Source organism: Pseudomonas chaetocerotis (genome assembly GCF_015712105.2).
GTDB classification, from domain to species: Bacteria; Pseudomonadota; Gammaproteobacteria; order Pseudomonadales; family Pseudomonadaceae; genus Aquipseudomonas; species Aquipseudomonas chaetocerotis.
The window spans coordinates 55,325-76,461 of record NZ_JACFYX020000002.1 but is presented as its reverse complement, the minus strand read 5'-3'; the positions used below and the strand labels follow the sequence as shown (position 1 = coordinate 76,461).

The window sequence follows — 21,137 nt, the reverse complement described above, 5'->3', positions numbered from 1 at the left end:
TTTGGGTATGTTCAGGGCCGAATTCCGGGATTGCTGAAGCGGCCGTTGGCGCCGGGTAGACGCAAAAGGGCGCTAGTCTACCCGGCGGTGTTTAGGCCGAGAAAATCTTTGTTGGCCTATGGTTATTACAAAATGGCATTAACGATCAGCGGACTGCCTCAGCTGCGCTTTGGGCTCAACAGCAGGCGTGGTATCTGCTGAGGGACGATCTTCTGGCTCAACTGCGGGCGGAAACTCGGGTCGAGTTTCTTGATGCGTGCCGAGAGCAGTGCAGCGACCCAAGGGTAATCCTTGGCCTCGCGTACTTCGATGCGCACCGCACAGCGAAAGGTCACGACATCGGCGGCCACGCTGTCGAGCAGGCGGCGCAGGTTTTCGTTGTCCTGGCTGTCCAGCATAGGCATGGCCACGATGCTGGTGGCCGCGCTCGGATCGATCAGACGTGCTGTCGGCTTGCTCTCGACCACGGGCGTCGGCTGGCTTGCAGGTATCGCCGCGCCGCTCGCCGCGGCCTGGCGTTCGCTGGTCAGGCGCTGCTGGCGCAGTCGTTCCTGACGCTCGGCGTCGAGCTTGGCGGCCGCATCGCGCGCCTGTTGCTCGGCAGCCGCCTGGCGCGCCGTGCGGGCGCTGTCGATGGCCTGGTTGAGGTCATGACTCAGGGCTGGCGCCTGAGGCATCAGGCTGCGGGCCTGGCCCAGTGCCTGCGCGGCGCGGTCCAGATCGCCCTGCTGCAGCGCTTCGTGGCCCTGCTCCATATAAGCCTCGGCCAGCTGGCGCTGGTACTGCTCCAGGCGCGTGTCGCCGCTGGCGCGCTGCTGCAGCGTGCTCAGTTGGCTGCGCGCGTCGTCGAGGCGTTCTTCGGCCAGGCTCAGGTCGAGCTGGCGGAAGGCGACGACCAGATCGTCGACTGGCGGTAGGCTGTGCTGCTGGCTGCTCTGGCAACTGGCCAGAAGTAGAACCAGAAAAAGCGGAAGACCACGAAAAGCGAACGACTTCATAACTACGCGTCTCGAATTGTGCAAAAAACGCGCAATCATACAGGTTCGTACCGCTGATTTCATCTCGATCGGTCGGGCCGTAGCCCGGATGTAATCCGGGCTACGCAGAGCACGCGATCAGGTGTTGCGCTTGGGTAATGCGAAACTGGCCAGGAACAACGCAGCGGCACTGACCACGATGGATGGCCCGGCCGGCGTGTCCTGATACCAGGACAGCGCCAGGCCGCAGCACACTGCGAGCAGGCCGAGCAGGCTGGCGCCCACGGCCATCTGCTCCGGTGTGCGCGCGTGGCGCTGGGCGGCGGCGGCGGGGATGATCAGCAGCGAGGTGATCAGCAGTACGCCGACGATCTTCATCGCCACGGCAATCACCACGGCGATCAGCAGCATCAGCGCCAGGCGAATCGCCGCCACCGGCAGGCCTTCGACCCGCGCCAGTTCCTCGTGCACGGTGATTGCCAGCAGCGGTCGCCATAGCCAGGCCAGCAGCGCCAGCACCAATGCGCTGCCACCGATGATCCAGGCCAGGTCGGTGGGGCTGACGGCGAGCAGGTCGCCGAACAGGTAGCTCATCAGGTCGATGCGCACGTCATGCATGAAGCTCAGCGCCACCAGACCCAGCGACAGCGTGCTGTGGGCGAGGATGCCGAGCAGCGTGTCGGAGGCCAGCGGCTGGCGCTGTTGCAGGGTGACCAGCAGCACCGCGAGCAGCACGCAGCCGACCGTTACCGTCAGGGTCGGGCTGACGTCGAGCATTAGCCCCAATGCCACGCCGAGCAGGGCGGCGTGGGACAGGGTGTCGCCAAAATAGGCCATGCGCCGCCACACCACGAAGGAGCCGAGCGGACCGGCCACCAGGGCCAGGGTCAGGCCGGCGAGCAGGGCGTTGAGGAGGAAATCGGGCATCAGTGTTTGCAACCAGGGCCGTGAACGTGGGCCGGGCCGTGGATGGTCAGGCCTGGCTGAACTACGCCGCCATGCAGGTCGTGAGCGTGGTCATGATGGTGGTGGTAGACGGCCAGGCTCTTGGCGTCCTGGCCGAACAGTTCGATGAAGGCCGGGTCGCCGCTGACCTGCTCCGGGTGACCGGAGCAGCACACATGGCGGTTGAGGCAGACGACCTGGTCGGTGGCACTCATCACCAGGTGCAAGTCGTGCGAGACCATCAGCACGCCGCAGCCATGGCGCTCGCGCAGCCGCGAGATCAGCCGGTACAGCTCGGCCTGGCCGGCCACGTCGACGCCCTGCACCGGCTCGTCGAGTACCAGCAGTTGCGGCTCGCGCAGCAGGGCACGAGCCAGCAGCACGCGCTGCATCTCACCACCGGAAATGCTCTGCAGCGGGCTGTCGATCACCTGCTCGGCGCCCACCTCGGCCAGTGCCGCCAGTGCGCGCTTGCGATCCACCCCCGGCACCAGGCGCAGGAAGCGCAGCACCGACAGCGGCAGGGTGGCGTCGACGTGGAGTTTTTGCGGCATGTAACCGATGCGCAGGCGTGGCGCCCGGCGCACGTTGCCGCGCTCAGGCTGCAGCAGGCCGAGCACCACGCGCACCAGGGTGGTCTTGCCGGCACCGTTGGGGCCGATCAGGGTGACGATTTCGCCAGGTTGAACGCTCAGTTGCACGTCATCCAGTACAACCTGGCCGTTGAAGCTGACAGCGACCCCGTCGAGCTGTATCAGCGCATCGCTCATGCCGCGCCCTTGCAGCCTGCGCAGAGGCCGACCACTTCCACGGTCTGGTTTTCGACGACGAAACCGACGCCGGCCGCGCCGTCGACGATGGCCTGGCTGATCGCCGGTTGCTCCAGTTCGGTCGCCGCATGGCACGCGCGGCAGATCAGGAACTGGCCCTGATGCGCGTGCTCGGGGTGGCTGCAACCGACGAAGGCGTTGAGCGAGGCGATGCGGTGCACCAGGCCGTTTTCCAGCAGGAAATCCAGCGCGCGGTAAACCGTAGGTGGCGCGGCACGGCGACCGTCTTCGTCACTCAGCACGCCGAGAATGTCATAGGCACCGAGCGGCTTATGGCTGGCCCACACCAGTTCCAGTACGCGTTTGCGCAGGGCGGTCAGGCGCAGGCCCTGGCGAGTGCAGATGGCTTCGGCCTCGGCCAGCGCATGGCTGACGCAGCGGGAGTGGTCGTGAGGGCGTGCTGCCAGGGGCGTGTCGGTCATGGGCAAGGACGGCGCTGATAAGAGACGTTATTATATTACCCGTTCATGTCCATCCGAGTATGCCCCGTGTTGCGTCTTTTCTGTCTCTTTGCCTTGTTTTTCGTCGCCACTGCCCAGGCCGAAGTGCGTGTCCTGACCACTATCAAGCCGCTGCAACTGATCGCTGCGGCAGTGCAGGACGGTGTTGGCGAGCCTGAGGTGCTGCTGCCGCCTGGTGCTTCACCGCATCACTATGCATTGCGCCCATCCGACGTACGGCGAGTGCATGATGCCGACCTGCTGTACTGGATCGGCCCGGACATGGAGAGTTTTCTGCCGCGCATGCTGGGCAGTCGTGACAAGCCGCAGGTGGCGGTGCAGGATCTGCCCGGCATGACCCTGCGTCACTTCGGTGAAGGTCATGAAGAGCATGAAAATGGCCACGATGATCATGATCACGCGCACGAACAGGCCGGTGACGACCTGGGTCATGACCATGATCACCGCCCAGGCAGCCTGGATGCTCACCTGTGGCTGGCCGCTGACAACGCCAAGGTGATCGCCGCGCGCATGGCGGCCGACCTGGCTCAGCTCGATGCTGCCAACGCCGCGCGTTACGCTGCCAACCTGCAAGCCTTCGAAGCGCGCCTGGATGCGCTCGATAGCCGTATCCGTCCGCAGTTGGCTGCCTTGCAGGGCAAGCCGTACTTCGTCTTCCACGAGGCCTTCGATTATTTCGAGGCTGCCTACGGCCTCAAGCACGCCGGCGTATTCAGCGTGTTGACCGAAGTACAGCCCGGCGCGCGCCATGTCGCTGCCATGCGCAAGACGCTGCAAGAAGCTGGCCCGAGCTGCGTGTTCAGCGAACCGCCGCTGCGTCCGCGCCTGGCCGAAACACTCAGCGCCGGTTTGCCGGTCAAGCTGGCGGAACTGGATGCGCTGGGCGGTACCTTGCCAGTGAATGCCACCGGTTACGAGCAATTGCTGGAAAACCTGGCCGACGGCCTGAGCGAGTGCCTGAATAGCTTGTAGGGTCCGCTGTGCGCACCGCGGCCTTCCTCGCGTAGCCTGCCGAGCGTACCGCGCGCACCATGCCTGACTTCATCCCCGGTGCGCACGGCGCACCCTACGAACTGTAACCATCCTCACGTTGCCGCTCGCTGGCGCAAGCCACTAGGCTTGCGCTTTTGCCGCGAGCGCTCGCCATGTCGCCAACCGCACCTCGTCCGTCCAACGCCACACTGGTGCTGCTGGCCTCGCTGTACTGCGCGCAGGGCCTGCCCTCCGGGCTGATCGCCCACTCGCTGCCGGTGCTGCTGCGCCAACATGGCGTCGACCTGGCCCTGATCGGCCTGCTCAAGCTGCTGGCGCTGCCCTGGTTGCTCAAGGTGTGCTGGGCACCCTGGGTCGATCGACTGGCATCACCCCGCCTGGGACACCACCGTGGCTGGATACTGCCGCTGCAAAGCGGCGTCATCGCCTGTGTCGCAGCACTGGCGCTGCTCGCCCCGCAGACGCTGTTCGGCTCCGGCCTGTGGTTGTTGCTCGGCTTGCTGCTGGTGATCAACCTGCTGGCCTCGACCCAGGACATCGCCACCGACGGCCTTACCGTGCGCCTGTTGCCCGAACGTTGGCGCGGCCTGGGCAACAGCCTGCAGGTAGGCGGCTACAAGGTCGGCATGATCGTCAGCGGCAGCGGCCTGTTGCTGGTGATCGACCCGCTGGGTTGGAGCCTCGCGCTCGGTCTGCTGGCCGGCCTGATTCTGCTGATGACTGTGCCGATCTGGCTGTTTCCCGAGCGTCGTGTGCTGCCCTTCCAGCCAGCCCTGGCCGAAACCGCCCTCGGCCCGCGTCTGCTGCTGAACCACTATCGCGGGCTGCTGGCGCAGCCCGGCATGCTGCTGTGGCTGGCGGTGGTGCTGACTTTCAAGCTCGGCGACTCACTCGGCTCGCCGATGATCAAACCGATGCTGGTGGATCAGGGCTGGAGCACCAGTGAGCTTGGCCAACTGACGCTGATCAGCAGCCTGGCCGGCATCGTCGGCGCGATGATTGGCGGCCTGCTCTACGCCCGTATCGGCGTGCTGCGTGCGCTGATCCTGTTCGGCGCCCTGCAGGCCATCGGCATTGCCGCCTTGGCCTTGCTGGTGGGACAGGGTGGTAATACCGGGCTGGTCTACGCCGTGACGCTGTTTGAACAACTGGCTGACGGCATGTCCACCGTCGCCCTGTTCGCCGCGATGATGCGCATGTGTCGCCCCGAACACGAAGGCGCCGACTTCACCCTGCAGGCGTCGGCGCAGGTGCTGTTGTCCGGCTTCGTCGGGGCCAGCAGCGGGGTACTGGCCAAGGCGCTGGGGTACGAGGGGGTGTTCCTCGGCGCCGGAGCGCTGGGCGTACTGGTGCTGGCGATGGTGTTGCTACACCGAGGCAGCCTTAGGCTACAAGCTGCAAGCCAGTCGCCCGGATGAAATCCGTGGCGGTGCTGAAAGCCCCCGGTTTGCATCCGGGCTACGCCTTCAGGCCCAGTGCCGGCCGTGACGTTCCAGCAGGTGTTGCAACTGCTCCGGGCCGTCGCTGCCGGCCGGGTAGGGGCGCGGGCTCTGGTAGTGCTGGTGCCAGCCCTGCAGGATCGGATCGACCCACTGCCAGGCCGCCTCCACTTCATCGCGGCGCATGAACAGCGTCGAATCACCGTCGATCACATCGAGCAGAAGGCGCTCGTAGGCGTCCCAGCGACGTTGCTGGTTGAAGGCGTTGGCGAGGTTGAGATCCAGCTCCACCGGTTTGAGGTGCATGCCCTTGCCGGGATTCTTGGCCATCAGTTGCAGGCTGATGCGCTCTTCCGGTTGCAGGCGGATCAGCAACTGGTTGGCTTCGCCTTCGTGGAACAGGCGGTGCGGGACCGGCTTGAACTGGATGAGAATTTCCGAGGCCTTCTTCGCCAGGCGTTTGCCGGTGCGCAGGTAGAAGGGCACGCCAGCCCAGCGCCAGTTGTCGATCTCGACCTGCACGGCGACGAAGGTTTCGGTGTCGCTGTCATTGTCGACGTTCTTCTCGAAGTAGTAGGCGGGCACGTCATGGCCACCGATCTTGCCGGCGGTGTACTGGCCGCGCACGGTCTTGTCCTGCACGTCGAGGCCGGAGATGGGCTTCAGTGCTTCGAGGATCTTCACTTTTTCGTTGCGCACCGCCTCGGCGTCGAAACGCACCGGCGCCTCCATGGCCACCAGGCAGAGCAGTTGCAGCAGGTGATTCTGGATCATGTCGCGCATGGCGCCGGCTTTGTCGTAGTAGCCGCCGCGGTTCTCCACACCAAGGGTTTCGCACACGCTGATCTGCACGTGATCGATATGCCCGGCGCGCCATACCGGCTCGAACAGGGCGTTGGCGAAGCGCAGTGCCATGAGATTCTGCACGGTTTCCTTGCCCAGGTAGTGATCGATGCGAAACACCCGCGCTTCGTCGAACACGGCGCCGATGGCGGTGTTGATCGCACGGGCCGATTCCAGCGAGTGGCCAATGGGCTTTTCCAGCACGATGCGCGCCGCCGGGCCTGCCAGGCCGGCGTTGGCCAGGTGTGCGGCGATGTCCTCGAACAGGCTTGGCGCGGTGGCCAGGTAGTAGACCCGTACGCGCGCGTCATCACGCCCCAGGCGTTTGGCCAGGCGGCCGAAGTCGGCGCTCTGCGCAGCGTCCATGGCGAAGTAGTCGAGGCGTGCGGCGAAGCTGGCCCAGGTCTCGTTGGCAAAATCGGCGCGCGCCACCTGAGCGCGGCAGTGACGCTCGGCCAGCGCCTGGTAGGCTTCGCGGCTGTGGCTGCTTCGGGCCAGGGCGAGGATGCGCACATCGGCGTGCAGGCGTCCTTCGCGGTGCAGGTGATAGAGCGCTGGCAGCAGCTTGTGCAGGGCCAGGTCGCCCGTACCACCGAAGACCAGCATGTCGCAGGGGATGCTCAAGGGAAGACTCCGACTCGTTGTGGCAGGCCGTTGCACGCTACCTGCGTTTGCAGCAAAGAGGCAGTGAAAAGATCGGGTGCGCCCCTCTGCCGGAAAGTTCGTTCAGCGAATTGGCAGCCGCTTGGCTGTGCGCGGGCGCGGGCTATGTAGTATAACTACAAGGTCACTACAACCGCCGACCGCCGATCATAACCGAGCCATGACTCGCCGAGTGCCGCGGTAGACCCTTTTCTGCATAGAGCCTATCTCCGTGAATCTGTTGCAACACATCGCCCAGTCGCGCCACCTCCTGCGCAAGTCCGAGCTCAAGGTGGCCGATCACGTCTTGCTCGATCCTGCATCAGTGATGCACAGCTCCATGGCCGAGCTGGCGCACAGCGTCGGCATCAGCGAGCCGACCATCGTGCGTTTTTGCCGTGCCATCGGTTGCAGCGGCTTCCAGGACCTCAAGCTGAAGCTGGCGCAGAGCCTGGCCGCCGGGGCCAGCTTCGGTCAGTTCGCGATTCACGAGGATGACTCGGTCGCCGACTTCAGTCTGAAGATCTTCGACACCACCCTGCATACGCTGATGGAAGTGCGCGAGAAGCTCGACCCCGAGGCGTTGCAGCGCGCCATCGCCGCCTGCTCGAAGGCTCAGCGCGTGGAGTTCTATGGCTTCGGTGCGTCCGGCGCGGTGGCTGCCGATGCCCAGCACAAATTCTTCCGCCTGCTGCTCAACGCCGCGGCCTATTCCGACCCGCACATGCAGGCGATGAGTGCGGTGACCCTGCAGCCGGGCGACGTGGCGGTGTGCATTTCCCAGTCCGGCCGCTCCAAGGACCTGCTGATCACCGCCAACCTGGTGCGTGAGTCTGGCGCCAGCCTGATCACCCTGTGCCCTAGCCAGACACCGCTGGCGGAGCTGTCGACCGTCAACCTGGCCATCGACGTACAGGAAGATACCGAGATCTACACCCCGCTGACTTCGCGCATCGCCCACCTGGTGGTGATCGACGTGCTGGCCATGGGCGTGGCCATGGCGCGCGGGCCGAGCCTGGTCAACCACCTCAAGAGCGTCAAGCGCAGCCTGCGCAGCTTGCGCCTTTCGCCGAAGTCGCTGCGCAACACCGAGGATTGAGAGAAACGGGTTCACCGCCTGTTCATCTTCACGCCGTCAAAGCGTCATCTTCGCGGAACAAGCTGAGGCCTCCAGTCCTCGTTCCGGGAGAACCGAGATGCCTCGTATCTTCGATGACGCGCAACTGCACGACCAACCTGACGCCAAGACCCGGCGCAAACTGCAAGACCAGCGCCGTATGGCCTATCGCCGGGCCATCGAGCACTATGCCGAGCAGTGCCAGCTGCAACGCGAGCTTGCCGACTTCCCCGAGCTGATTTCTGCCAGCTACCTCCCGCACGCCGAAGCTGATTCGCGCCGCGCCGCCTGACTTTCTTGTTGCCCTGCCTGCGGGCAGGGCATTGAGCTTGCCCGATTCTACGAACTTATTGCCCGGTTCTGCCGATCTCGGTGATCGGCGGCGACAGCAGGTTTTGCGCCCACTACAGTGGTGATCTGGCCCCCTGTGTGCGGGGTTGACCGTGACCACCGGCACGCCATGCCGGAACTATCAGACACCATCAGAACAAGGTGGGCAGACCATGATTACCCTGAATCTCAATGGCCAGGACCACGAGCTGGACGTGGCCGCTGACATGCCGCTGCTCTGGGCATTGCGCGACGTCGCCAATCTCACTGGCACCAAGTACGGCTGTGGCATGGCCCTGTGCGGCGCCTGTACGGTGAACGTAGAAGGCCAGCCGACCCGCTCCTGCGTAACCCCGGTATCGGCGGTGGTTGGCAAGCGCATCAGCACCATCGAAGCGGTCGGCGAAGACGCCGTGGGCAAGGTGGTGCAGGAAGCCTGGCGGCAACTGGACGTGGTGCAGTGCGGCTACTGTCAGTCCGGGCAGATCATGGCAGCGACAGCGCTGCTGAGCAGCAACAAGGCGCCGAGCGATGCCGATATCGATGCGGCTATGAGCGGCAACATCTGTCGCTGCGCCACCTATGTGCGGATTCGTGCCGCCATTCACGAAGCTGCCGGCAAACTGGCCTGAGGAGGCGCATAGACATGGGCAAGATCGAAACCCCCGATAGCGCCACTCGCGGCATCCTCAATGTCAGTCGTCGCACCCTGCTCAAGGGGGCAGGTGGCCTGGCGCTGGGCATCTTCTTCGCACCGCTGATCCGCGGTACGGACGCGCTGGCGGCCGGCGGCCCGCTGGAGCCGAACGCCTTCGTCCGTATCGACCTCGACGGCACCGTGACCGTGCTGGCCAAACACCTGGAAATGGGCCAGGGCAGCTACACCGGCCTGGCCACCTTGCTCGCCGAAGAGCTGGATGCCGACTGGGACAAGGTGCGCGTCGAAGGTGCGCCGGCCGACGCCAAGCGCTACAACAACCTCGCCTTCGGCCCCATGCAGGGCACTGGCGGCAGCACCGCCATGGCCAACTCATGGGAGCAGATGCGCAATGCCGGTGCGACCGCCAAGGCCATGCTGGTGGCTGCCGCTGCACAGCGCTGGGGCGTGCCGGCCGGTGAAATCAGCGTCAGTCAGGGCGTGGTCAGTCACGCGGGCTCAGGCCGTAGCGCCGGCTTCGGTGAACTGGTCGAGGCGGCGGCGTCACTGCCGGTGCCGGAGCAGGTGCAACTCAAGGACCCCAAGGACTTCAAGCTGATCGGCAAACGCGAGCTGCGCCGCAAGGACAGCCCGGGCAAGACCGATGGCAGCGCCATCTTCACCCAGGACTTCAAGCTGCCGGGCATGCTGGTGGCCATGGTCGCCTATCCGCCTCGTTTCGGGGGCGTGCCGCGTTCGGTCGACAGTAGCAAGGCAAAAGCCGTGCGTGATGTGGTCGAGGTGGTGGAGTTTCGCGATCTGCCCCACGGTCGTTCCGGTGTCGCCGTGTTGGCGAAGAACACCTGGGCGGCGCGGCAGGGTCGTGATGCGCTGGTGATCGAGTGGGACGAGAGCCAGGCCTTCACTCTGGGTAGCGAGGAGATTTTTGCGCAGTACCGCGACAGCGCCAGCAAGCCAGGCCTGCCAGCAGCGAGCAAAGGCGACGCCGATGCGGCGTTGGCCCGGGCGGCGAAAACCGTCGAGGCCGAGTACGAGTTTCCTTATCTGGCCCACGCGGCGATGGAGCCGATGAACTGCCTGGTGAAGCTGTCCAATGACCGCTGCGAAATCTGGAACGGCGAGCAGTTCCAGACCGTCGACCAGGCCATCATCAGCAGCTATCTGGGCCTGACGCCCGAGCAGGTTTCGCTGACCCAACTGTATGCAGGCGGCAGCTTCGGTCGTCGCGCCAGCTCGGTGTCGGACTACCTGCTGGAGGCGGTGGCGATTACCAAGGCGGCGCGCGACAAGGGCGTGGATGCCCCGGTGAAAATGGTCTGGACGCGCGAGGACGATACCCGTGGCGGTTCCTTCCGGCCGTTGTACCTGCACCGCGTGCGCATTGGCCTGGATGAAGCCGGCAAGCTGCAGGCCTGGCACAACCGTATCGTTGGTCAGTCGATCATCGCCGGCACCTCGATGGAGCCGTTCCTGGTCAAGGACGGGATCGACCACACCTCGGTGGAGGGGATCTCCAACCTGTCCTACGCGGTGCCCAACCTGCAGGTGGAACTGAGCACGCCGACCCATATCAAGGTGCCGGTGCTCTGGTGGCGCTCGGTCGGCCATACCCACACCGGCTACGTCGCTGAAACCATGATCGACGAGGCCGCCGTCGCTGCAGGCCAGGACCCTTACGCCTTCCGCCATGCGTTGCTGGACAGTCATCCGCGTCATCGCGGTGCGCTGGAGCTGGCCGCCAAACAAGCCGGCTGGGACAAGCCGCTGGCGGCGGGTGCCGAGGGCGAGAAACGCGGGCGTGGCATTGCCGTGCACGAGTCGTTTGGTTCGTTCGTGGCGCAGGTGGCCGAAGTCACGGTGAAGGCTGATGGCAGCTACCGTCTGGATCGCGTGGTGTGCGCGGTGGACTGCGGCATCGCCATCAACCCGGACGTGATCAAGGCGCAGATGGAGGGCGGTATCGGCTTCGCCCTGGCGGCCGCCCGGCACAGCGCGATCACTTTGAAGGAAGGGCGGGTCGAGCAGTCGAACTTCCACGACTTCCAGGTGTTGCGCCTGAACGAAATGCCCAAGGTCGAGGTACATATCGTACCGTCGGCGGCGAATCCGACCGGTGTCGGTGAGCCGGGCGTACCGCCGCTGGCGCCAGCGTTGGCCAACGCCCTGTTCGCGGCCACTGGCGTGCGTCTGCGCAAGCTGCCGTTCCCGGCGCAAATCAAGGCCTGACGGACGATACTGGAAACACGAACGCCCGGGGTTATCCCGGGCGTTTGCGTTTATGGAGGCTGGTTTTCCCGGCTTGCATCCGGGCTGCGGTGGTAGCGCGAATCAAGCGGGGCGCCGCCGTTCGCTCCTGTAGGTGGATCAAACTCAGCTCGTGGGGGCAGCGATCCGCGTTGGCCCGCCAGCCGTGGTGGGCTGAAGCCCACCCTGCCAGTCTGAGTTCGGCGGTGGAGTGGATGTAATTGAGCTGGAGGGATTGCAGGCCGTAGGGTGGGCTTTAGCCCACCAACCGTGGTCAGTACGTAGGGTGGACAACGCGAAGCTTGTCCACCTGCTCTATCGCTGCTCAGGAGGCGGTCAGTCTGGCCGCGGGTTCGATATCGCTGCAGTCCAGCGGCGTTGGCGTATGGATCGCCGCCTGGCGGTGCTTGAGCATGCCGCCTGCGCGCAGGTTAATGGCGGCGGTCATCTCGGCGAGAATCGCCGTGGCCACGCTTTCCGGTGTGTCGCCGCCGATGTCCAGGCCAATCGGATAGTGCAGCCGTTCCAGCGCCGGTAGTTGTTCGCTGTGCTGGCGAATCTCGTCCAGCAGGCGTTCGGTACGGTCGCGCGGCCCCAGTTGGCCGATGTAAGCCGGCGCGCCCTGCAGTACGTTGCCCAGCCAATGACGATCCTGGCTGTAGCTGTGACTCATGATCGCCACCATCGCGCCGTCGGTGAGCGCGTGCAGGTCGTAGGGTGGCCGGGCATCGACCTGCAGTACGGCGTCGGCATCAGGAAAACGTTCGGCGCGGGCGAAATGGGCGCGGCCATCGACCACGGTGACGTGCCAGTCCAGCACCTTGGCCATATGCGTCAGCGGCTGTGCGTCATGCCCGGCGCCGAAGATCACCAGCCGCCGCTGCGGCGCCAGGTACTCGCAGAACACCTCGATCTCGCCACGCTCATCGCGGTAGTTGCGCAGTGACGATCGGCCCGTGGCCAGCGTTCGCTGCAGGTCGGCGCGCACCTCGGCGTCGAGCGCGGGATCGAGCAGGCGGCCATTGTCGCTTAGCGATGGATGCAGCAACAGGCGCTCACCCACACGCACACGGGCGTTGCGATAACTGCAGATCACCGTGGCGACCGCCCCCGCCTGGCCGCTCTCACGCACCTGGCGCAGCAGTTCGAGCACGGCCAGCGGTTTTTCCGCGCTGTGGCGCTCGAGCAGTACATACACGGTGCCGTTGCAGCCGAGCCCGAAGGTCAGTGCGGCATCCTGATCGTCATCGTCGTCCTGAGTGGCGGTGCTGTAGCGACGGATCACGGCTTCGCCGCCATCGGTCAGCCACCAGGCCTTCTTCGCCACCTCGGACTCCAGGCAACCGCCGCTGATGGTGCCCACGGTGCCGCCGTAGAGCGGGATCAGCATGCGCGCGCCGGGGCGGCGATAGGCTGAGCCTTCGACCTTGACCACGGTGGCGAGCACGGCCTGGCCGTTGTCGCGTTCGAGCGCGCGAAGGGCGCCGAGCAGGGCGCTGATTCCCGACAGCATTGATTTCTCCCAGGCAGGTTTTGGTGGAGCGATCCCAGGCTGCCAATGTCCCGTATGCCAGTTAAGAAGGGTTAGGCCGATCCTGCGAGATTCTTGCCCGATCCTGCGTGGCTGGGCTGGAAGCGTTCGGCCAGTTTGACGATTTGCGCGCGCTCGGTGCGGATGAAGTCGACGAAGGCCTGCGCCACTGGCGACAGGCGCCTGCCACGGATATTCACCACGCACCAACTGCGCTGCAATGGCAGCTCGGCCACCGGCAGTTCACGCAGCAGGCCATGCTGCAATTCCAGGCGCACGGCATGACGCGGCAGCAGGGCGATGCCGAGTCCGGCCAGTACCGCCTCGCGCTGCGATTCCAGCGAACCGATTTCCAGGGTATTCGGGAAGTGCGCACGTTTCTGATGGCAGTACTCCTCACAGGCGCGGCGGGTCCCCGAGCCGCTTTCGCGAATCAGCAGCGGGTAGGGCGTGAGGTCGTGCAACTGCAGGCTGTCCGCCTCGCACAGGGGATGATCCGGTGGCACCACGGCAATGATGGGGTTGTTGAGGAAGGGCATGAAGTCCAGCGCCATGTCCTGCGGCACCTGGCTCATGATCATCAGGTCGTCGCGGCTCTGGGTCAGGCGACGCACCACCAGCGCGTGATTGACCACCGTGAGATTCAGACTGACTTCCGGGTATTGGCGGCGAAATTCGGCGAAAAGGTGGGGAATGAAATATTTCGCGCTGGATTCCACGCACAGGTTGAGCTGCCCCTGCAGTGAGCCCTGCAGGTCAGACAGCTGCATGTCCAGGCTTTCCAGGCGGCCGAAGATATCGCTGCTGGCGCGTTTGAGTGCGTCGGCGGCTTCGGTCAGGTAGAGCTTCTTGCCGACGTACTCGAACAGCGGCTGGCCGACCAGCTCCTCCAGCTGACGAATCTGCAGGCTGACGGCGGGCTGGGTCAGCGCCATTTCCTCGGCCGCGCGGCTGTAGGAGCCGTGCTCGCACACGGCACGGAATACCTGAAGCTGGCGCAAGGTCATGCGCAGCAGGGTTTTACGCACGGTTTCGTCCTCGTTCGATCAATGCATAAGTAATTACTTATGCACGATCAAATAATTATTCATTTTTGTTAATTCGTATAGCCGGATAGGGTTTCATCACGTTTGCAACCAACTGTTGCAGCGGCCCTTGCAGCTCTGCGCTGAGGATTGGATCGTGATAAGAAAAATACTGATCGCCAACCGTGGTGAGATCGCCGTCCGCATCGTGCGGGCCTGCGCCGAGATGGGTATCCGCTCGGTAGCGATCTACTCCGATGCGGACCGTCATGCCCTGCATGTGAAGCGTGCCGACGAGGCGCACAGCATTGGCGAAGATCCGCTGGCCGGCTATCTGAACCCGCGCAAGCTGGTCAATCTGGCCGTGGAAACCGGTTGCGACGCGCTGCATCCCGGTTACGGTTTTCTTTCCGAAAATGCCGAGCTTGCAGAGATATGCGCCGAACGCGGTATCAAGTTCATAGGTCCGAGTGCGGAAGTCATCCGCCGCATGGGCGACAAGACCGAAGCCCGCCGCAGCATGATGGCCGCTGGTGTGCCCTGCACCCCGGGCACCGAGGGCAACGTCGCTGACCTGGCTGAGGCCCTGCGCGAAGCCGAGCGCATCGGTTACCCGGTGATGCTCAAGGCCACCTCCGGTGGTGGCGGTCGCGGCATTCGTCGCTGCAACAGCCGCGAGGAGCTGGAGCAGGCGTACCCGCGCGTCATCTCCGAGGCGACCAAGGCCTTCGGCAGCGCGGAAGTCTTCCTGGAAAAATGCATCGTCAATCCGAAGCACATCGAGGCGCAGATCCTCGCCGACAGCTTCGGTAACACCGTGCACCTGTACGAGCGCGATTGCTCGATCCAGCGCCGCAACCAGAAGCTCATCGAAATCGCCCCCAGCCCGCAGCTCACCCCCGAGCAGCGTGCCTACATCGGCGACCTGGCCGTGCGCGCTGCGCAGGCCGTGGGCTACGAGAACGCCGGTACCGTGGAGTTCCTGCTCGCCGAAGGCGAGGTGTACTTCATGGAAATGAACACTCGGGTGCAGGTGGAGCACACCATCACCGAGGAAATCACCGGCATCGACATCGTTCGCGAGCAGATCCGCATCGCCAGCGGCCTGCCACTGTCGGTCAAGCAGGAAGACATCATCCACCGCGGTTATGCCCTGCAGTTCCGCATCAATGCCGAGGACCCGAAGAACAACTTCCTGCCCTCGTTCGGCAAGATCACCCGTTACTACGCGCCCGGCGGCCCCGGCGTACGCACCGATACGGCGATCTATACCGGCTACACCATTCCGCCTTATTACGACTCGATGTGCCTGAAGCTGATCGTCTGGGCGCTGACCTGGGAAGAGGCGATGGACCGTGGCCTGCGCGCGCTGGACGACATGCGTGTGCAGGGCGTGCGGACCACCGCGCCCTATTACCAGGAAATCCTGCGTAACCCGGAATTCCGTAGCGGCCAGTTCAACACCAGCTTCGTCGAAAGCCACCCGGAACTGACCCAGTACTCGATCAAGCGCAACCCGTCGCACCTGGCCATCGCCATCGCCACCGCCATCGCTGCCCACGCGGGCCTGTAGGGGACATCATGAGCAAGAAGATCACCGTTACCGATACCGTCCTGCGCGATGCCCACCAGTCGCTGCTGGCCACGCGCATGCGCACCGAGGACATGCTGCCGATCTGCGACAAGCTCGACCGCGTCGGCTACTGGTCGCTGGAAGTCTGGGGTGGCGCCACCTTCGACTCGTGCGTGCGCTTCCTCAAGGAAGATCCGTGGGAGCGCCTGCGCCAGCTCAAGGCGGCGCTGCCCAACACCCGCCTGCAGATGCTTCTGCGCGGGCAGAACCTGCTCGGCTACCGCCACTACAGCGATGATGTGGTCAAGGCGTTCGTGGCCAAGGCGGCGGTCAATGGCATCGACGTGTTTCGCATCTTCGACGCGATGAACGACGTGCGTAACCTGCGCGTGGCCATCGAGGCAGTGAAGGCTGCCGGCAAGCACGCCCAGGGCACCATCGCCTACACCACCAGCCCGGTGCATACCACCGAGGCGTTCGTTGCCCAGGCCAAGGCCATGCAGGCGATGGGCATCGACTCCATCGCGATCAAGGACATGGCCGGTCTGCTCACGCCGTACGCCACCTTCGCACTGGTCAAGGCGCTGAAGAGCGAAGTGGATCTGCCAGTATTCATCCATAGCCACGATACGGCCGGTCTCGGTTCGATGTGCCAGCTCAAGGCCATCGAAGCGGGTGCCGACCATATCGACACCGCTATCTCCAGCCTGGCCTGGGGCACCAGCCATCCGGGTACCGAGTCGATGGTCGCCGCGCTCAAGGGCAGCGAGTTCGACACCGGCCTCGACCTGGAGCTGATCCAGGAGATCGGCATGTACTTCCATGCCGTGCGCAAGAAGTACCACCAGTTCGAGAGCGAGTTCACCGGCGTGGATACCCGCGTGCAGGTCAACCAGGTGCCGGGCGGGATGATTTCCAACCTGGCCAACCAGCTCAAGGAGCAGGGTGCGCTGAACCGCATGAACGAAGTACTGGAAGAGATCCCGCGCGTGCGTGCCGACCTCGGCTTCCCACCGCTGGTGACACCGACCTCGCAGATTGTCGGCACCCAGGCCTTCTTCAACGTGCTGGCCGGCGAGCGCTACAAGACCATCACCAACGAAGTGAAGCTTTACCTGCAAGGGCGTTACGGCAAGGCACCGGGCAAGGTCGACGAGCAACTGCGCAAGCAGGCCATCGGCAGCGAGGAAGTGATCGACGTGCGCCCGGCCGATCTGCTCAAGCCCGAGCTGGCTCGCCTGCGTGAAGAGATCGGCAGCCTGGCCAAGTCCGAAGAGGACGTGCTGACCTTCGCCATGTTCCCCGATATCGGGCGCAAGTTCCTCGAGGAGCGTGCGGCCGGCACCCTCAAGCCGGAAGAGTTACTGCCCGTGCCGAATGGCCAGGGCAAGGCCGCGCCGGTGGGTGGTGAAGGCGTGCCGACCGAGTTCGTGGTCGACGTGCATGGCGAAAGCTACCGCGTGGACATTACCGGTGTGGGCGTCAAGGGCGACGGCAAGCGCCACTTCTATCTGTCCATCGACGGCATGCCGGAAGAAGTGGTGTTCGAGGCGCTCAATGAATACGTCGCAGGCGCCGCTGGCAAGCGCAAGCAGGCCGGTGCACCGGGCGACGTGTCCACCACCATGCCGGGCAACATCGTCGATGTGCTGGTCAAGGAAGGTGACATGGTCAAGGCTGGTCAGGCGGTGCTGATCACCGAAGCAATGAAGATGGAAACCGAAGTGCAGGCGCCGATTGCCGGTACCGTCAAGGCCGTTCACGTGGCCAAGGGCGACCGCGTCAATCCGGGCGAAGTACTGGTGGAAATCGAAGGTTAACCTCTATGGAGCCCGGCCTGTTGGATGGGCAAGTTTGACGGGGCGTAACCCGGGCTCCTTTTTTATTCAGCGCCACGGCGCAGGTTTGTCCCCGGGGCCGCGAGGCTCCCTTTTTTGTACGGCACATCCATGTGCTTCACCCCTCGGTGGCCCCGCGCAAAACGCTAACGGCGTTTGTGCTACTCGCCAGCGCGGGGGCAGCCGGGTATGCCGGCTAAGCTTTCCGGCCATGCCCCGGCGCTTCGCCTTCGTGGCGAGGCAAAGCAGGGCGATCAGCACTGCCCTGTGCCTGGGCATGGCCCTTTCCTTTGCGTGTACGTGGCCGTCCGGGTGGGGTGCGCCGTGCGCACCGGGGCGGGTGGTGAACAGTGGCAGGTGTGCACAGCGCACCCTGAGAAGCAGGGGAGGTGAACTGAGGTGGGTCTGGATCCGGTGGTGCTGTTTTTCGTCTTCGGCCTGGTCGCCGGCCTGCTCAAGAGTGAGCTGAAGCTGCCGGCGGCGCTGTACGAGACGCTGTCGATCATTCTCTTGCTGGCCATCGGTCTGCACGGCGGTGTGGAGCTGGCACAGCAGGCCAGCCTGCAGCTGCTCGGTCAGTCGGCGCTGGTGCTGGCGCTCGGCGTGCTGCTGCCGATCCTGGCGTTCGTCCTGCTGCGCAGCCTGCGCTTCGACCGCGTCAACGCTGCGGCGGTGGCGGCGCACTACGGTTCGGTCAGTGCCGGTACCTTCGCCGTGGTGGTGGCCTACATGCTGGCCAAGGGTATCGAGTTCGAGAGTTACATGCCGCTGTTCGTGGCCATCCTGGAGATTCCGGCGATCCTGGTCGGTATCGTTCTGGCCAAGGGCATTTCGCGCGAGACGCACTGGGGCGAACTGGGCCGCGAGATCTTTCTCGGCAAGAGCATCATGCTGTTGCTCGGCGGCCTGGTGATCGGCGCCATCGCCGGCAAGGAGGCGATCAAGCCGCTGGAGCCGCTTTACACCAGCATGTTCAAGCCGGTGCTGGCGTTCTTCCTGCTGGAGATGGGCCTGATCGCCTCCGGCCAGCTCGGTGCGCTTAAGCAGTTCGGTGTGCGTCTGGCGGCCTTCGCCCTGCTGATGCCGCTACTCGGTGCGTTGATCGGCGCCTTGCTGGCACGCTTCATGGGCCTGAGCCTGGGCGGCACGGCGATGCTTGCCACGCTCGCGGCCTCGGCGTCCTATATCGCGGTGCCGGCGGCCATGCGCCTGGCCTTGCCCGAGGCTAACCCGTCGCTGTCGCTGACCGCCTCGCTGGGCATCACCTTCCCATTCAATATCCTGATCGGCATTCCGCTGTACCTGGCGCTGGCCGAACGACTGATCGCCTGGGGGTTCTGAGATGAACGCACATAGCCGCACCCTGCTTACCGTGATCTGCGAGGCGGCGCTGGAGAAGCGTCTGCTGGCCGATCTTGAAGCGCTCGGCGCACCCGGCTGGACCGTGTCCGACGCCCGGGGCCGTGGACACCGAGGCGTGCGCAGCGCCGGTTGGGACACCGAGGGCAATATCCGTCTGGAAATCATCTGCAACCGCGAGCTGGCCGAGCGCATCGCCGAGCATCTGCAGGCCCGCTACTACGACCACTTCGCCATGGTCTGCTACCTGGCGCAGGTGGAAGTGCTGCGTGGGGAGAAGTTCTGACTGATCCCTGGTAGGGTGCGCTATGCGCACCCGCCCAGGTTAGCCGTGATCGGGGGGAGTCTGGTGCGCGCGGCGCACCCTACGGCCTAAAGTCCTTCCCACGTTCACGGTGCGTTTTGTGGGAGGGACTTTAGCCGCGACCGGGTGAGGCTCGGTGCGCGGCCACCCTGCAAGGGCTTTCAGCTCTGTGGAAAACGTGCGCGTGGCGTCGCCATTGGAATCTTGTCGCCGTCGAGCGGCAGGAAGCTGCCCAACTCTGCATCGTAGGCCTTGATCTGGCTGGTTTCGATGTCATACACCCAGCCATGAATGAACAGTTGGCCGCGCGCCAGTTTGGCCGCGACCGACGGGTGGGTACACAGGTGGTTGAGCTGCGCCACCACGTTCTCTTCGGTGAGTACGCTCAGGGCTTCCTTGTCGTCGCTGCAGTTGCAGTTCTCTGCCACTACGCTGCGCGCCACCTCGGCATGACGTAGCCAGGCTTTTACAGTGGGCATGGTTTCCAGTGAGGCCGGGTTGAGCACCGCCTTCATCGCGCCGCAGTCGGAGTGGCCGCAGATGACGATGTGTTGCACGCCCAGGGCCATCACCGCGTACTCGATGGCGGTGGAGACGCCGCCCATCATCTGCCCGTAGGCCGGCACCACGTTACCGACGTTGCGGTTGACGAACAGGTCGCCAGGCGAGCTCTGGGTGATCAGCTCCGGCACCACGCGCGAGTCGGCGCAGGTGATGAACATGGCGCGTGGGTTCTGGGCGGTGGCGAGCTTCTTGAACAGTTCTTCCTGCTGCGGGAAGACCTCGTTGCGAAAGCGCTTGAAGCCATCGACGATGCTGTGCAGCGCCTGCTCGGCGGTTTCGTTGCCCTCGTGGACCTGAAGCGGAATCACCTGATGTTTGTAAGGCATGCCCTGAACCTCTGGGTTATCTGAAAATACGCTGCTAGAACGACAGTCGCTGCGCTGTGCGAGTCACACACCAAGTGTCGCCTCCAGCGAGCTGAGCGACAACCGGCGGTTTCGGGCCATTCGCCTCGGCGCACAGGGAGGCTGTGCCGCTGCCAGGTGATGCAGCGAGGGGTGGCTGGGTCAGCGCGCGCTCTGCCGCTCCAGCTCATGCAGGTAGGGCAGGTCGGGGCCGACCCGCGAGCAGGTCAGTGCGGCAGCCTCGATGGCCAGGTGCAGCATGGCGTCGATCTGCTCGCGGTTCAGGCTCGCCAGCGCCTCGGGGCTGTCCAGATTGTGCCGTGCCAGGTAACTGAGCAGCGCGGCCTGAAAGGTATCGCCAGCACCGACGGTGTCGTGGGTGTGTACCTCCACAGCTGGCGCCGACCAGTGCCCGTGGCGGCTGTGGACGCTGGCGCCCTTGCTGCCATGGGTGAGAAACACCAGTTGGCAGCGCTGGTTGAGCCAGCATGCCGCAACCTGCTGTGGGTCGCGCCCGGGGTACAACAGCTGCAGATCCTCTTCGCTGACCTTGATCAGATGCGCGTAGCTGGCGAAGGTCTCGACGCGCTCGCGCCAGTGGGCGATATCCGGCGCAGGGCCGAGACGCACGTTGGGGTCGAGGCTGATCAGGCGCTGCCGGTGTTCACGCTGCACCAGTTGCAGTAGCGTGCTGGCCACCGGCTCCACCACCAGAGAGAAGGAGCCGACGTGCAGGCCGCGCACCCCTGCATCCAGTGTCGGCAGGTGCTCGGCGAGCAATTGGCGGTCGGCGCAGCCTTCGCCACGGAAGGAATACTGCGGCGAGCCGGCAGCGTCCAGGCCTACCATCGCCAGGGTGGTCGGCGCATCGCTGGCGATCAGGTAGGCATCACTCACACCCTCGTCACGCAGCACCTGGCGCAGGTGCTGGCCGAGACTGTCCGAGGAAATCCCGGTGAACAGCGCCGAGTCGGCGCCCATGCGGCGAAGGCCCAGCGCCACGTTGAACGGCGAGCCACCGGCGATGGCCTTGAAGGCCAGCTCGTTGCCACGCGCGCCGTCACTCCGGATGAACACGTCGAACAATGCTTCGCCACAGACCAGGTACATGTTCTTCTCC

General features: G+C 64.7%; 19 protein-coding genes. 10 read left to right on the top strand and 9 right to left on the bottom strand.

The genetic code is table 11. From position 1 onward, the window contains the following. Nucleotides 1–158: 158 nt before the first annotated feature. The 4 genes from H3221_RS04350 to zur form a co-directional block, all read right to left on the bottom strand. Complete coding sequence (locus H3221_RS04350) at nt 159–998, bottom strand: PA5502 family lipoprotein (protein WP_196475614.1); 840 nt, start codon at nt 996–998, stop codon at nt 159–161. Between the two features lie 117 nt (nt 999–1,115). Next, complete coding sequence (gene znuB / locus H3221_RS04345; RefSeq protein ID WP_160016518.1) at nt 1,116–1,904, bottom strand: zinc ABC transporter permease subunit ZnuB; 789 nt, start codon at nt 1,902–1,904, stop codon at nt 1,116–1,118. Beyond that, nucleotides 1,904–2,692, bottom strand: coding sequence for a zinc ABC transporter ATP-binding protein ZnuC (gene znuC, locus H3221_RS04340; protein WP_196475615.1), 789 nt, complete (start codon nt 2,690–2,692; stop codon nt 1,904–1,906). The genes znuB and znuC overlap by 1 nt, the downstream gene beginning before the upstream one ends. Further along, nucleotides 2,689–3,174, bottom strand: coding sequence for a zinc uptake transcriptional repressor Zur (gene zur / locus H3221_RS04335; RefSeq protein ID WP_160016520.1), 486 nt, complete (start codon nt 3,172–3,174; stop codon nt 2,689–2,691). Before zur ends, znuC begins: the two co-directional genes overlap by 4 nt. 66 nt (nt 3,175–3,240) lie before the next feature. Between zur and znuA the strand changes: the two genes are divergently transcribed. After that, the gene (gene znuA / locus H3221_RS04330) at nt 3,241–4,185 is read left to right on the top strand and encodes a zinc ABC transporter substrate-binding protein ZnuA (protein ID WP_196475616.1); all 945 of its coding nucleotides are present in this window, start codon (nt 3,241–3,243) and stop codon (nt 4,183–4,185) included. A 173-nt stretch (nt 4,186–4,358) separates the two neighbouring features. After that, nucleotides 4,359–5,624, top strand: coding sequence for an MFS transporter (locus H3221_RS04325; RefSeq protein ID WP_196475617.1), 1,266 nt, complete (start codon nt 4,359–4,361; stop codon nt 5,622–5,624). A 48-nt stretch (nt 5,625–5,672) separates the two neighbouring features. Here H3221_RS04325 and zwf read toward each other — a convergent pair whose 3' ends face one another. Next, nucleotides 5,673–7,094 carry a glucose-6-phosphate dehydrogenase gene (zwf, locus tag H3221_RS04320; RefSeq protein ID WP_224490512.1) on the bottom strand — a complete coding sequence of 474 codons (1,422 nt, stop codon included), beginning with the start codon at nt 7,092–7,094 and terminating at the stop codon, nt 5,673–5,675. A 268-nt stretch (nt 7,095–7,362) separates the two neighbouring features. On the opposite strand from zwf, the gene hexR reads away from it, so the two are divergent. The 4 genes from hexR to H3221_RS04300 all read left to right on the top strand — a co-directional run bounded on the left by hexR (nt 7,363) and on the right by H3221_RS04300 (nt 11,461). Beyond that, on the top strand, nt 7,363–8,229 hold the full coding sequence (gene hexR / locus H3221_RS04315) for a transcriptional regulator HexR (protein ID WP_017676165.1): 867 nt from the start codon (nt 7,363–7,365) through the stop codon (nt 8,227–8,229). A 97-nt stretch (nt 8,230–8,326) separates the two neighbouring features. Further along, nucleotides 8,327–8,539 carry a PA3496 family putative envelope integrity protein gene (locus tag H3221_RS04310; protein WP_196475619.1) on the top strand — a complete coding sequence of 71 codons (213 nt, stop codon included), beginning with the start codon at nt 8,327–8,329 and terminating at the stop codon, nt 8,537–8,539. A gap of 211 nt (nt 8,540–8,750) precedes the next feature. Beyond that, on the top strand, nt 8,751–9,209 hold the full coding sequence (locus tag H3221_RS04305; protein ID WP_196475620.1) for a (2Fe-2S)-binding protein: 459 nt from the start codon (nt 8,751–8,753) through the stop codon (nt 9,207–9,209). A 14-nt stretch (nt 9,210–9,223) separates the two neighbouring features. Further along, nucleotides 9,224–11,461, top strand: a complete 2,238-nt coding sequence (locus tag H3221_RS04300; RefSeq protein WP_196475621.1) for a xanthine dehydrogenase family protein molybdopterin-binding subunit — start codon at nt 9,224–9,226, stop codon at nt 11,459–11,461. A gap of 343 nt (nt 11,462–11,804) precedes the next feature. On the opposite strand, the gene H3221_RS04295 is transcribed toward H3221_RS04300, so the two are convergent. Next, nucleotides 11,805–12,992, bottom strand: coding sequence for an XdhC family protein (locus H3221_RS04295; RefSeq protein WP_196475622.1), 1,188 nt, complete (start codon nt 12,990–12,992; stop codon nt 11,805–11,807). A 71-nt stretch (nt 12,993–13,063) separates the two neighbouring features. Next, nucleotides 13,064–14,038, bottom strand: a complete 975-nt coding sequence (locus H3221_RS04290) for a LysR family transcriptional regulator (protein WP_318011412.1) — start codon at nt 14,036–14,038, stop codon at nt 13,064–13,066. A gap of 154 nt (nt 14,039–14,192) precedes the next feature. On the opposite strand from H3221_RS04290, the gene H3221_RS04285 reads away from it, so the two are divergent. The 4 genes from H3221_RS04285 to H3221_RS04270 all read left to right on the top strand — a co-directional run bounded on the left by H3221_RS04285 (nt 14,193) and on the right by H3221_RS04270 (nt 19,091). Continuing rightward, nucleotides 14,193–15,608 (top strand): acetyl-CoA carboxylase biotin carboxylase subunit, encoded by a 1,416-nt coding sequence (locus tag H3221_RS04285; RefSeq protein ID WP_106734162.1) that lies wholly within the window; start codon nt 14,193–14,195, stop codon nt 15,606–15,608. Nucleotides 15,609–15,616: 8 nt separating this feature from the next. Beyond that, the gene (gene oadA / locus H3221_RS04280) at nt 15,617–17,428 is read left to right on the top strand and encodes a sodium-extruding oxaloacetate decarboxylase subunit alpha (RefSeq protein WP_196475623.1); all 1,812 of its coding nucleotides are present in this window, start codon (nt 15,617–15,619) and stop codon (nt 17,426–17,428) included. A gap of 417 nt (nt 17,429–17,845) precedes the next feature. Then, nucleotides 17,846–18,787, top strand: a complete 942-nt coding sequence (locus H3221_RS04275) for a sodium-dependent bicarbonate transport family permease (protein WP_196475624.1) — start codon at nt 17,846–17,848, stop codon at nt 18,785–18,787. A gap of 1 nt (nt 18,788) precedes the next feature. Next, nucleotides 18,789–19,091 (top strand): P-II family nitrogen regulator, encoded by a 303-nt coding sequence (locus tag H3221_RS04270; RefSeq protein WP_196475625.1) that lies wholly within the window; start codon nt 18,789–18,791, stop codon nt 19,089–19,091. Between the two features lie 179 nt (nt 19,092–19,270). On the opposite strand, the gene H3221_RS04265 is transcribed toward H3221_RS04270, so the two are convergent. Next, a complete protein-coding gene (locus H3221_RS04265; RefSeq protein ID WP_160016531.1) occupies nt 19,271–19,999 on the bottom strand; it encodes a carbonic anhydrase in 729 nt (242 codons plus the stop codon). Between the two features lie 180 nt (nt 20,000–20,179). Next, on the bottom strand, nt 20,180–21,127 hold the full coding sequence (locus H3221_RS04260; RefSeq protein ID WP_196475626.1) for a carbohydrate kinase family protein: 948 nt from the start codon (nt 21,125–21,127) through the stop codon (nt 20,180–20,182). Nucleotides 21,128–21,137: the final 10 nt, after the last annotated feature.